The 12,983-nt window shown below is 47.8% G+C and carries 13 protein-coding genes and 1 tRNA gene; 10 read left to right on the top strand and 4 right to left on the bottom strand.

Going from position 1 to position 12,983, the window contains the following annotated elements; translation table 11 throughout:
- The first annotated feature begins 11 nt into the window (after positions 1-11).
- Complete coding sequence (locus tag HP552_RS32535) at positions 12-572, top strand: histidine phosphatase family protein (RefSeq protein WP_312884388.1); 561 nt, start codon at positions 12-14, stop codon at positions 570-572.
- A 72-nt stretch (positions 573-644) separates the two neighbouring features.
- Here HP552_RS32535 and HP552_RS32540 read toward each other — a convergent pair whose 3' ends face one another.
- Both HP552_RS32540 and coaA read right to left on the bottom strand, forming a co-directional pair.
- Entirely contained in the window at positions 645-1,007 is a 363-nt protein-coding gene (locus HP552_RS32540) for a DUF423 domain-containing protein (protein ID WP_175399471.1), read from the bottom strand.
- Between the two features lie 61 nt (positions 1,008-1,068).
- Entirely contained in the window at positions 1,069-1,998 is a 930-nt protein-coding gene (coaA, locus tag HP552_RS32545) for a type I pantothenate kinase (protein WP_175399472.1), read from the bottom strand.
- A gap of 195 nt (positions 1,999-2,193) precedes the next feature.
- Between coaA and HP552_RS32550 the strand changes: the two genes are divergently transcribed.
- The 9 genes from HP552_RS32550 (at position 2,194) to odhB (ending at position 10,794) form a co-directional block, all read left to right on the top strand.
- The gene (locus HP552_RS32550; protein ID WP_175399473.1) at positions 2,194-2,979 is read left to right on the top strand and encodes a DUF3891 family protein; all 786 of its coding nucleotides are present in this window, start codon (positions 2,194-2,196) and stop codon (positions 2,977-2,979) included.
- Between the two features lie 146 nt (positions 2,980-3,125).
- Positions 3,126-3,620 (top strand): 8-oxo-dGTP diphosphatase, encoded by a 495-nt coding sequence (locus HP552_RS32555; RefSeq protein WP_175399474.1) that lies wholly within the window; start codon positions 3,126-3,128, stop codon positions 3,618-3,620.
- 140 nt (positions 3,621-3,760) lie between these two features.
- Positions 3,761-4,183, top strand: a complete 423-nt coding sequence (locus tag HP552_RS32560) for a GNAT family N-acetyltransferase (RefSeq protein ID WP_175399475.1) — start codon at positions 3,761-3,763, stop codon at positions 4,181-4,183.
- Between the two features lie 180 nt (positions 4,184-4,363).
- Positions 4,364-4,849, top strand: a complete 486-nt coding sequence (locus HP552_RS32565; RefSeq protein ID WP_175399476.1) for a GNAT family N-acetyltransferase — start codon at positions 4,364-4,366, stop codon at positions 4,847-4,849.
- Positions 4,846-5,223, top strand: a complete 378-nt coding sequence (locus HP552_RS32570) for a cupin domain-containing protein (RefSeq protein WP_175399477.1) — start codon at positions 4,846-4,848, stop codon at positions 5,221-5,223. Before HP552_RS32565 ends, HP552_RS32570 begins: the two co-directional genes overlap by 4 nt.
- A gap of 136 nt (positions 5,224-5,359) precedes the next feature.
- Positions 5,360-5,791, top strand: a complete 432-nt coding sequence (locus tag HP552_RS32575; protein ID WP_175399478.1) for an NUDIX domain-containing protein — start codon at positions 5,360-5,362, stop codon at positions 5,789-5,791.
- A 207-nt stretch (positions 5,792-5,998) separates the two neighbouring features.
- Positions 5,999-6,072: transfer RNA gene (locus tag HP552_RS32580), tRNA-Pro, on the top strand.
- Between the two features lie 559 nt (positions 6,073-6,631).
- Entirely contained in the window at positions 6,632-9,505 is a 2,874-nt protein-coding gene (locus HP552_RS32585) for a 2-oxoglutarate dehydrogenase E1 component (RefSeq protein WP_175399479.1), read from the top strand.
- A 5-nt stretch (positions 9,506-9,510) separates the two neighbouring features.
- Complete coding sequence (odhB, locus tag HP552_RS32590) at positions 9,511-10,794, top strand: 2-oxoglutarate dehydrogenase complex dihydrolipoyllysine-residue succinyltransferase (RefSeq protein WP_175399480.1); 1,284 nt, start codon at positions 9,511-9,513, stop codon at positions 10,792-10,794.
- Between the two features lie 122 nt (positions 10,795-10,916).
- On the opposite strand, the gene HP552_RS32595 is transcribed toward odhB, so the two are convergent.
- Both HP552_RS32595 and HP552_RS32600 read right to left on the bottom strand, forming a co-directional pair.
- Positions 10,917-11,897 (bottom strand): alpha/beta fold hydrolase, encoded by a 981-nt coding sequence (locus HP552_RS32595; RefSeq protein WP_175399481.1) that lies wholly within the window; start codon positions 11,895-11,897, stop codon positions 10,917-10,919.
- Between the two features lie 27 nt (positions 11,898-11,924).
- On the bottom strand, positions 11,925-12,902 hold the full coding sequence (locus tag HP552_RS32600; RefSeq protein WP_175399482.1) for a type I phosphomannose isomerase catalytic subunit: 978 nt from the start codon (positions 12,900-12,902) through the stop codon (positions 11,925-11,927).
- Positions 12,903-12,983: the final 81 nt, after the last annotated feature.

The following is a 12,983-nucleotide window of genomic DNA, read 5'->3' on the forward strand; positions in this document are numbered from 1 at the left end:
ATCCCTAGGAGGTGAGAACCCTGCAGTCTATTTACCTCATTCGTCACGCCAAGGCTACAGGACAGGAACCCGATGCAGAACTTACAGATGAAGGACTTCGTCAGGCGAAGAATCTGGCCGAAATGCTTGCTGTACATTCCATATCCTACATTGTATCCAGTCCGTGGAAAAGGGCACTCCAGACGGCACTGCCGCTCGGTAGGACAGCAGTGCAGCATATACATACCGATGAGCGGCTTCAGGAAAGGGTGCTTAGTACCCGTCATCTGGAGAACTGGATGGAAGTACTGGAACGTACATACACGGACGAGGACTGGGTCGAAGAAGGCGGAGAGTCATCGCGTTACGCTGCTGCGCGCGGGATGGAAGTGTTGAAGGAGCTATGGAGCCGTCCAGAGCATTGTGCAGCTGTAGTAACTCATGGCAACTTGTTATCCTTGCTCCTTCGTCATTATGATATGTCCTTTGGCTACGAAGAGTGGAAGCTGCTCACAAATCCTGATGTATATGTGCTGGAACGGCAGCAAGGAGATCATGAGTCACCTTCCATTCGCAGAATCTGGACGAATTAAACAACAAAGAGTGCTCCAGCGATCATTTACATCGGCTAGAACACTCTTTTTCTTCTATAATTCAAGGTTTTATTACAATGCGGCGATCATCACCATGATCCATCCGGCCAGAAAAGCGACTCCGCCAAGCGGCGTGATGGCACCAAGTTTGCGAACTCCCGTTATGCTTAGCGCATAGAGGCTGCCCGAGAACAGGAGGATGCCTGCGAACAGCAGCCATCCGGCTACCATAATGAGCGAAGGCTGTTCCAGGCGATCAGCAATCAGTCCAAGCAGAATTAATCCGAGACCGTGAGCGATGTGATACTGAACCCCGGTTTCGTAGATTTTGATCATGTCAGCAGATAATTTGCGCTTGAGCGCGTGTGCACCGAATGCTCCGAGTGCTACGGCGAGAAACATCATGATACTACCGAGTACAACTAAGGTTTGCATAGGCTATTGTCTCCTTTAGAAGAGGGGTAGATTGACCTTCAGTATACCTTGCTGAGAGCACTTACAGTTTACGCAGTTGTATATGCTGAATAGAGTGGTCGGCTTCTTTTCTTAAGATCAGTCTGGCCCGCCCCTTGGTTGGCAAAATGTTCTCGTGCAAATTTTTGGCGTTAATATCCTGCCAGATCTGACTGGCCGTAAGTACTGCTTCCTCTTCACCAATATTCGCAAAGCGGTCATGGAAAAAGGAATTCGCATTTTGAAACGCTGTGCTGCGCAGCAGCTTGAACCGCTCAATGTACCAATGACGGATGTGCTCCTCTTCCGCGTCAATATAGATGGAAAAGTCAAAAAAATCGCTGACCAGCAGCGGTGTTTCCTTTTTCACCTGCAGGACGTTAATGCCTTCAATAATGAGTATGTCGGGCTGGCAGATCGTTTGCTCTTCCCCTTGAATGACATCATAGGCGAGATGGGAATACACTGGCGCTTTTACTTCCGGTTTACCCGATTTCACATCGCCCATGAACTGAATGAGTGATTTGATATCGTAACTCTCGGGAAATCCCTTCCGGTTCATGATGCCCTTCTCTTCCAGAATGGCATTGGGATATAGGAAACCATCGGTTGTAACGAGGTCAACCTTAGGTTTGTTTTTGCCTCTGGCAAGCATGGCCTGTAGCAAACGGGCGGTTGTGCTTTTGCCCACGGCAACACTGCCCCCAATACCGATGATGTAGGGAGCGGGATATTGTTCCTTTTTCAAAAAAGAAGCGGTCAATCGATTCAATTCGCGCGAAACTCTTGCATATAAGTCAATAAAGTGGGTAAGAGGTAAATAAATATCTTCTACTTCCTGAATGGATACCTCTTCATTCAATCCCTTTAGCTGTTCCAATTCGGCTTCCGTCAGTGGAAGAGTGGTCTGATGTTCCTTCAGTTCAGCCCATTCCTTGCGGTTAAACTCGATGTAAGGAGAGTATAAATTCATGAGATCCCGCTTTCTGTATGTAATGTAATCAGTGACACAATCTTTAGTGTACCAAATTTCAGGGAACTGACAACACCTTTACATTTGCAATTCCGTTACGCTGCCCCATGAAGATGAACAAATGAAGTGATATCCGAAAGATTTGCACCAGTAGTTGTTAAATTCGAAGTATACCATGCGGAAGGGTGACAGCAAATGATCGTATATGAGAGAGAGCATGATTTTGTTTTGACCGCACAGCATGAGCATGGACAAGTAGCCGGTGTAATGGCTTCCCATTGGAAAGATGAACTGCTTGCCGATTCCCGTCACCGGGAGGAGCTTATCCTTGCTGCAAGAGAACATGACCGGGGCTGGATCGAGCTGGATTCTGCACCGTTCTGGAACGATTACAGCCAGTCGCCGTATTCATTCCGCGATTTTCCGCTGCGTCCGCGTTTTGTATTTTACCAAAAAGGGATTGAGGAAGTCCGTCAAAAAAGTCTGTATGCAGGATTGTTGTGCAGTATGATGTACACCGAGCTGTTTCAGAATACCCTTGGTGCTAACCCTATTGATGATGATGATATCAGGGACTATCTGAACGAAGAACAGAAGCTGCAGACGGATTGGGAGCAGCAGTTGGGCGGAGGAGAGCCGCTTAAGAAGAGACTGCAGAGCGATTTGGAAATTATGCTCTTCTGTGATCAGCTAAGCCTCTTTCTCTGTATGGAGGAGCCGGGCACCCCTGCGTCACGTTATGATTTTTTTGCCGAGGGACTTAGCTGCACCTTTGATGCATGTGGGAGACAACCGATTCGGGCCGAATGGCTCACCAGTGATAAAGTAGGACTCTCTTACTTTCCATTTACGCAGGAATTCACAGTTGCTCTGCCTTACAAATCGGTCCCCAAAGCAAGTATCCGCAAATTTGGACTGCTTCAGGCATACCGGCGCGCCGAGTGGAAAGAACGCAGAGTATTAATTACAAGTATGGACTGAACATGAACGTTTAGTAGTAGGCCTCGAAGAAACCTTCGGGGTCTGTTTGCTTTTATTTTTTACCTATGCGAAGAGGCAGGAAAATCTATGGGATGACCAGAAATGTTAATGTACAGCCATGTGAGATCAGCAGTAGGGGGAGCGTAATGAATACGAGAATTGAAATATTCACGATGTGTATGGTATGGGATAAGTTAATTGGAAAGGTCTTGTTGATGAACAGGCCTGATCGCAAAGGATTTCCGGGATACATTGCACCTGGAGGCAAGGTGGATTTTCCGGAAAGCATCGTGGACGGAGCCATGCGGGAAGTTCAGGAAGAAACCGGACTAAGGGTCAGTGAGATTACATATAAGGGATTGGATGAGTTTTGTGACCCGGAGCAGGGATTGCGTTATATGGTATTTAATTATTTGGCAACTTCATTCAAAGGTGAATTGCTGCAGGATCCGCCTGAAGGCGAGTTATTATGGATTCCGGTTGAACAGGCACTTGATCTGCCCATGCAGGATTGGTTTGCGGAGCGATTTCCGCGATTTTTTCAGGAGGGAACGTTTGAACGAAGTGTCATTTGGGAAAAGTCGACGAACCGTACGCTAAAAGAAACGTTTATGATATATACCGATGCGGTATTGAAATAGTAGGCCGCTTGAAGGATACATGCAATAATCTGGCCTTATCCCAAAAAAGGATTGAACAGAATGTATCATCCATTTCTATGTATACGTATCCATATATTGTGATATAATGAAGTTTGCTTTTTTGAAGGGAGATATGAACGATGAAGGTCTCATACCGATCGAAGCTGGACGGAATAGGTGTTGAACAACTAAGCGGAAATTTTTTTGATGGTTGGCCGAATCCCCCATCCCCCGCGACTTTTCTGAAACTGTTGGAACAATCTTATGCTGTTGAACTGGCAGTGGATGATGAGACCGGAAATGTCATAGGTTTTATTCAGGCGATTTCGGACGGGGTGCTCAGTGCGTATATCCCTTTGCTGGAAGTGGTGCCGGAGTTTCAGGGCAAGGGAATCGGGACAACGCTGACAGAGAGAATGCTGAACAGGCTCCAAAGTTTATATATGATCGATCTGTTGTGCGATGCAGAAACACAGCCTTTCTATGAGAAGACGGGTATGCGCAAAGCCAGCGGCATGATGGTTCGCCATTATGCCAATCAGGATGGAGCGGCAGAACAGTAGAGTTTTGATCACAAGTGGATTATAACCAGATTAGAAGATAACTTAATACGTTACGCTACTACGATATAAATCTAGTGGCGTGATTGACGAGAAACATCAAGTTTAGAGATTTTGCCGATACATAGGCTTCCGCAAACGGGCCGTAAATGAATATTGTACGATGAAAAGGTGGAGATTGGCATGAGACTAACGTTCCGGATATTGGACTGGGAAGAAGAAAAACCATACGATCTTTTGTTAATGGCTGATCCCTCCAAAACCAAGGTGGACGAATATTTAAGTCGAGGAGTTTGTTTTATTGCTGAATATGAAGGTGAGATGGTAGGCGAGTTTGTGCTGCTTAAGACTCGGCCCGAGACTGCAGAGATTGTGAATATTGCCGTTCAGGAAGAATTACAGGGACAGGGCGTTGGCAAGCACATGATCAAGGAAGCGATCGAAGCTGCAGGCAGGCTGGGCTGTCGTACCGTCGAGATCGGAACAGGCAATTCAAGCTTTCACCAGTTGAAGCTCTATCAGCGCTGCGGTTTCCGTATTGTAGGGGTCGATCGCGATTTCTTTGTGAGACACTATGAGGAAGAGATTGTGGAAGACGGTATTCGTTGTGTGGATATGATTCGTCTGGCCTTGGACCTGGATACCCTTACAAAGGAGAACGACAAGTGAAATTATATCGCATGGAAGCTGAGAATTCGCGAGTCATTACGGCCTTTGGCAGTAGCGGAGCAAATATTACACCGATTCTCCAAAACGCATCAGGATGCCATGTGTCTCATCTAAAACTGGCAGCGGGAGGGCATCTTCTAGGGCTGCATCCAGCGGTGGGTGAGCAAGTATTTATGGTGCTGGAAGGTGAAGGCTGGGTTGAAGGAGAGGCAGGTGAAAATGTGGTTATCCGTGCTGGAGACGCTGCGTTCTGGAAGGATGGTGAACATCATCAATCCGGTTCTGAACTTGGATTAACTGCCTTGCTGATTGAAGGAGATGAGCTGGTTATTCGTTTGTCGTTACAGGCAAGTGAATCTGAGAAGGGGAGCTGAAGCTTTTGAGTATGATCTGGGTGGTTGTGTTTATAACGGGGTTAATCTTCACTCCATCGTTTTATCAGATGAATAAGCGGATACGTAAACTGGAGGAACAGGTCAGGTATTTCACAGACGAAAGAAGGAGTCATTAATGGATCGACATACACATCTGGGAGTATACGGTCTGGTCCAATGGCAGCACAAGGTGCTGTTGATTCATAAGGCACGCGGGGCTTATGAGGGGCAATGGGATTTGCCTGGTGGCAGGCTTGAGTTTGGAGAAAAACCCGAAGCTGCTCTTCACCGCGAGATTGAAGAAGAAACGGGTCTTACGGATGTGCAAGCGATCATTCACTCTACGGAATCCAATGTGGTGCATTGGGTCCATCAGGGAAAGCCGGAAGAGATGCATCATATCGGTATTTTGTATCATGTGTATTTGAAATCAGACAGTCAGGCTAATGAGATCAGGAAGGAACCGGATGGTGAGGATTCATTGGGTGCCGATTGGTTTACTTTGGAGCAGGTTCGACATCTCTCCCTAACACCATTTGCATCGCATATGATCCATGGGCGTAGTTGAAATCCGGGATTCAATTTAAAAATATGGATGAGATGTACTAAAGTTATTTTTGGGAAAATAGACATGATGTTATATATTGCCAGGCAAAGTTGCTGTAAGGTATAATCTGGATAATGTTTGAACTAAAAGCCCGATTCGAGGTCAGATGACCGGTGGTATGCAAAAGAGATGCAATTTATAATTCGCGAATTCGATTTGCGATTATATCGGGGTATAGCGCAGCCTGGTAGCGCGCACCCTTGGGGTGGGTGAGGTCGTGGGTTCAAATCCCGCTACTCCGATTCGGATTTTTACACGGGGCAAAGGCTGTGAATCTGCGGATTCACGGTCTTTTTTTGTTGAATTAGTTCTCAAATGGTTAATGTTTAACTTGACGGTTTGTTTTGGCTGGTTATGGACCACAATTCTTATTAAAGGGGGTTAACGCGGAAAATTTGGAGCTTATTCATCTCCGATATGCAGAGTTTATGCTTCATTTATCTGATTCATCTAATTTATGCATCAATTGAACTAAAAATAGGAAATGCTCCTGAGCGCAAAAGTTTATAGAATAGACAGTAGAACACGACTTCAATTCTAAGTTGAGCTAGGTGTAACCCTCGAACGGATCCGGACAGTATTCGACATCTGTGCGACGGTATATACAATTATTGTTTATTATGTTATTGAAAACGCAGACAAACCTTGACGGGAGCGTCGAAACAACGTAATTTACCTCCAACAGCACGATGATTGGACTTCATGAAAAATTTCGCTTAAAATGTTGAACGAACGCAAATTACGGCTTAGTCAATGATTTCCGTCAAAAAACACGACTAAATCAAGACGGAGGGAACGTCGATGACGATCGAGGAAGGCAACAAGAAGCCCTGGGAAAGTTACTATGGACCCAATCTGGGATACGTACAGGAACAGTATGAATTATTCTCTCAAGACCCTAATTCGGTTACACCGGCATATCGGGATTTATTTGAACAATGGGGTGCTCCGCCGATGCCCGGCAGAGATGCACATACAGCCACTTATTCCGGCAACGCCCAAACGGCTTCCGGGAGCGTGGATATTCAGTTATTACAGAAAGCGGTTACAGCCGGGAAACTGGTTTGGAATATTCGAACGTATGGACACCTTGCCGCGGATATTGACCCGCTTGGCATAAGTGAAGATTCAGATACATCTTTATTGGAACCGAAGCATTTTGAATTAAATGAAGAAGATTTGAAAGCACTGCCCGCTTCCCTGATTTGGGAAGGTGCGGATGGACAGACCACAAACGGCTGGGATGCAATTCAGCGTTTGCGTCAGATCTATACTGGACCGATGGCATATGAATTCAGCCATGTTCATGAAGTGCATGAACGTGAGTGGCTTAACCGTCGTGCGGAATCCCGCACGTCTCCTGCACCGTTGGATCAGGAGGAACGGAAGGCATTGCTGGAACGTCTGGTTGAGGTGGAGCAGTTCGAGGATTTCCTTCACAAAACATTTGTGGGACAAAAGCGCTTCTCCATCGAAGGGAACGATGTGCTTGTACCGATGCTGGATGAAGCGGTACGCATTATGGCGCAAGCAGGCTCGAGTCACATTTTGATGGGGATGGCCCACCGTGGTCGCCTGAACGTACTGGCTCATGTACTGGGCAAACCGTATAGCAAAATTTTCTCTGAATTTCATCATTCCCCGAACAAGGATCTGGTTCCGTCAGAAGGATCGACTGGAATCAACTACGGATGGACGGGGGATGTCAAATATCATCTCGGTGCGAATCGTTTTGTGAAAGATGGCGAAGCAGTACAGGCTCGTCTGACGTTGGCTAATAACCCAAGTCACCTTGAATACGTGAACCCTGTAGTTCAAGGTTTTGCTCGCGCGGCACAGGATGATCGGCGTGATCCGGGATATCCGAAACAGGACGTTACAAAAGCAGCGACGATTCTTATGCATGGTGACGCGGCTTTCCCTGGTGAAGGCATTGTGGCGGAAACACTTAATTTCAAAGCACTTCCGGGCTACCAAAATGGCGGAACAATACACATTATCGTGAACAACCGCCTCGGTTTTACAACGGATAGCAGTGATTCCCGTTCCACGTATTACGCGAGTGACCTCGCCAAAGGCTACGAGATTCCGATTGTTCATGTAAATGCGGATAATCCGGAAGCGTGTATCGCAGCTATTCGTATGGCAGCAGAGTATCGCAACAAGTTCAAGAAGGATTTCCTGATTGATCTGATCGGTTACCGTCGCTACGGTCACAATGAAACAGACGATCCGGAAACAACGCAACCGAAAGTATATGAAAAAGTGAAGAATCACCCTACAGTGAGTCATCTGTATCAGGACCACCTCAAACAGGAGTCGGTTATCGATGACACATCCATTAATAGCATTCGTGATGCGGTGACAGGCCGCCTAAAAGAAGCTTACGAACAGATGAAGAAAAACGAAGTTCATGAACAGTCCCAATTGAAAGCCAGTCAGCCGGAGGCAGTGTCGCTTATTCCAACAGCAGTACCGCTGGAGAATCTGCGGGACATCAATGCCGATCTGCTGAAATGGCCAGAGAACTTCAATGTGTATCCGAAGTTGCAGCGTATCCTTCAGCGTCGCAGCACTGCCCTGAACGAGGGTGAAAAAGTGGACTGGAGTCTTGCCGAGACACTTGCTTTTGCTACGATCCTCGCTGATGGCAAGCCTATCCGGATCAGCGGACAGGATGCAGAGCGTGCAACATTTGCTCATCGGAACCTGGTATTGCATGATTCAGAGAACGGCACGACGTTCTGCCCGCTGCATCACTTGCCGCAAGCACGTGCGGCATTTGCGATCTACAACAGTCCATTGTCTGAGGAATCGGTGCTTGGATTCGAATATGGATACAATGTATATTCCCCGGATACGCTTGTCATCTGGGAAGCCCAATTTGGTGATTTTGCCAACTGTGCGCAGGTTATTTTTGACCAATTTGTATCCGCTGGCCGTGCCAAATGGTCTCAAAAATCGAGTCTGGTCATGCTGCTTCCTCACGCAAACGAGGGACAGGGACCTGAGCATACAAGTGCCCGTCTCGAACGTTTCCTGCAGCTCTGTGCAGAAGATAATATGACGGTTGCCAATTTGACGAGTGCATCCCAGTACTTCCATCTGCTGCGTCGTCAGGCATCGTTGACAGAAACGGAAGATGCACGTCCACTGGTATTGATGTCGCCGAAAAGCCTCATTCGCAATCCGCGTGTGGCGTCACCCGCTGCAGCATTTAGCGAAGGCAAGTTTGAGCCTGTACTGGAGCAAGCTGGGTTGGGAGCCAAACCGGATCGCGTTGAACGCATCATTTTGTGCAGTGGTAAAATCGCCATTGATCTCGAGGATGCTTTTGAGAAAGACAAATCAGACTGGTCCTGGCTTCATATTATCCGTGTTGAACAGCTGTATCCGTTCCCGGCGGAAGAAATCAAGCGTGTACTTTCACGTTTCAGCAATCTGAAAGAACTGGTTTGGGTTCAGGAAGAGAACAAAAACATGGGAGCCTGGACATACATGGAACCTCGCTTGCGTGCCATTGCACCGGAAGGAACAACCGTGAAATATGAAGGCCGTCCGGAGCACGCGAGTCCTTCCAGCGGTTATCAAAGTGTGCATAGCATGGAGCAGCAACTGATTATTACATCCGCGTTGAAGCAAACGACGAAGAATAATATTCCACTGGGGAGGTAACAGCTGTGAGTGAAATTAAAGTACCTGCAATGGGTGAATCAATTACCGAAGGAACGGTTTCCAGATGGCTTGTCAAAGAAGGGGAAACCGTGAATCAGGGCGACGTTCTTCTGGAACTGGAAACAGATAAGGTCAATATCGAAATCAGTGCGGAAGAGAGCGGAGTACTCGAGAAAATCATTCGTCAGGAAGGCGAGACAGTTGAAATCGGAGAAACGATTGGTACGCTCGGCGCTGGAACTGGAGGAGGAAGCGGAGCATCCGCTTCTGAGCCCGCAGCAGAACAGAAACAGGCAGCGGTGTCAGCACCGGAAGCAGTAGCGGTAGCAGCACCTCCTGCTCCTGCTGCTGTAGCAACGGAATCTTCCGATAACGGAACCAAAACAGCGTCACCGGCGGCACGCAAGCTTGCTCGCGAGCGTGGCATTGAGCTGGATCAGGTTCAGAGCAAGGATCCGATTGGACGTGTATACCAGGAAGACGTGAAAAGTCATAGCACGCAGGCACCCGCTCCGACGCCAGCTCCCGTAAGCAAAGCCCCGGCAGCACCAGCAAGTGCTCCTGCAGCTGGAGGATCGACCTATGCGAAACCGGTAGAACGTCAACGCATGTCTCGTCGCCGGGCTACGATTGCGAAGCGTTTGGTTGAAGCACAGCAAACCGCGGCGATGCTGACAACTTTTAACGAAGTAGACATGACTGCGATCATGGATGTTCGAAAGCGTCGTAAGGACAAGTTCAAGGAGAAACACGATATTGGTCTTGGATTCATGTCTTTCTTCACCAAAGCAGTTGTTGGGGCACTGAAAAAATTCCCAACGATCAATGCTGAGATTGATGGGGAAGATGTTGTCCTCAAAAAGTATTATGATATCGGAATCGCGGTATCTGCCAAGGAAGGTCTTGTTGTTCCTGTCGTTCGTGATGCAGACCGTCTGGGCTTTGCCGAGATTGAAAAGAGCATTGCGGACTTAGCTTCCAAAGCGCGCTCGAACTCACTTGCACTTTCCGATCTGCAAGGTGGTACATTCACGATTACCAACGGCGGAACATTTGGCTCCCTGTTGTCGACCCCGATCCTGAATACACCTCAAGTAGGTATTCTCGGGATGCATAAGATTCAGCTTCGTCCTGTTGCGATTGATGCAGAGCGGATGGAAAACCGTCCAATGATGTATATCGCATTGTCGTACGATCACCGTATTATCGACGGAAGCGAGGCAGTGCGTTTCCTTGTCACAGTGAAGGAACTGCTGGAAGATCCGGAATCCCTGTTAATTGAAGGGTAACTCGATTGAAACATAAACAGCTATCATTATAGATTTGTGAAAGTGAAAGCCCCTACGGAAGCGCAGCATAAGCTGTACTCATCGGTAGGGGCTTTCGTTCGTATAGGATATGATGAAGAACATTATACAGAATCAGCGATAACCTCATTAACCTCAGGAGGGCTGTCTTGACCGAAAGCCGGCATATGACGCTCTAGCCAGTCCACTACATGCAAGCATACTTCTTCACGATTGGTTTCGTGCAGCATCTCATGGCGTCCATCAGGATACAGGCGGTACTCCACATCATGAAGCTGAAGCTGCCTATATTGGGCGACCAGGTTATGGACGCCTTTACCATGCAATCCCACCGGGTCCTGTTCCCCGGAGAAGAGGTACACCGGTTTATCTTTTGGGATTCGCTCCATATTCTCGGGCATATGAATTTCCAGCAGCAGCTTGAAAAAGTCACGAAAGAATCCGGCGGTACAGATGGCCCCGCATAATGGATCGTCGATAAATCGTTTGACTTCATCTGCATCTCGCGATAGCCAATCAAAAGGTGTGTTTGCCGGACGGAAGGCACGATTAAATCCGCCGAATACAATGGCATTGAGCAGCATACTCGGATGCGTGGCACCCTGAATACTACATTGCATAACAGCAAGTTTTTCACCAAAACGGAGAAAGTTGCGCTTCCCATTGGTTCCGGACAAAATAAATGCATGGTAACGTTCATGTCCAGCATACATCAGATGCTGCACCAGGAACGACCCCATACTATGTCCCATCAGAAACAAGGGGACTCCCGGATGTTCCTTGGATGCGACCTCACCTAGATTGATCATATCACTTGCCATCCAACGAAAGGCGTCTGCTCCGGCATTGCCGAGCAGTTTCGGATTCTCGACAGATTTCCCATGTCCTCGGTGGTCATTGGCGTAGACAGCATACCCGTGACTGGTAAGACACTCGGCGAATTCTGCGTATCGTGCTGCGGTCTCGGCCATGCCGTGCGCAATTTGTACAACGCCTCTGATATCGCATTCCGGATCGGGAAGCCAGCGGTAGACATGAATACGGGTACCATCATTACCCACAAGGGCAAACGTAGATTCCTGCATCGTGTAACCCCTCCTTCACTGGTTTGATTAAGGTAGATAAGAACGAAGAACTGTCGTATTGCCATCCAGCGTATAAGCTCCAAGATTGGCAGGCAGCAGGTAGCATTGTCCAGCGCTCAGTTCAATTTTTTCCTGCGTATCATTGTCCCATTCCAAGGTTCCGTTCCCTTCACAAACTACGAGAATGGTGAAACTGTCAGCTTGGGTAGAGAGTTCCCACCGATCCGTAACAATTCCTTTTTCTACGACAAAATAAGGGCATTCCGCCAGCTTCAGCCATTCTCCAGGTGTCGCGTTATTGGTTTTCATTGTGGTAGCACCAGCGCCCTCATAAGCAGTCACATTCAAGGAATCTTCAACATGCAGCTCGCGTGGTTTTCCATCCAGTCCTGGGCGATTATAATCGTAGATCCGATAAGTTGTATCCGAATTTTGCTGGATCTCGGCAACGACCACTCCTGCGCACAGAGCATGTACCGTTCCGGCAGGGATGAAGAACGTATCTCCCGCTTCAACCGGTACTTGACGGAGCGTATCCATCACGGTGCCATTCTCCAATGCTTCCTTCAGCACCGCACGATCGACTCCTTCGTTTAAACCATAGATGATGTGCGCTCCCGGTTTCGCGTCCAGCACATACCACATTTCCGTTTTGCCAAGCTCGCCTGGAGGAAGGGCTTCATAATCATCAGTAGGATGAACCTGTACGGATAGATCATCATTGCAGTCCAGCAGTTTGATCAAGAGGGGGAAGCGTCCGCCTTTTTCAGATACACCTTTTGTTCCGAGCCACGAAGTGCCTAGCTGTTCCCGCACTTCATCCAGACCTTTACCAGCAAGTTCGCCATTAATGACTTTGGTTGTACCGTTAGGATGATCTGCAATCATCCATCCTTCTCCAATATGTCCTTCAGGTGGTGTCAGACCGAATTGCTCCAGCGCCCGACCTCCCCATACACGTTCCTTAAACTCGGGTTGAAATTGTAGTGGGTATGGCTTAGACATCGTAATCTCTCCTCTAGTATATGAAGTGGTGAATCGCTTTAATCAAATCCATGCCTGTGCATTCCGGATTGTATACGGTTG

It is taken from the genome of Paenibacillus xylanilyticus, from assembly GCF_013359935.1.
Classification (GTDB): Bacteria; Bacillota; Bacilli; order Paenibacillales; family Paenibacillaceae; genus Paenibacillus; species Paenibacillus xylanilyticus.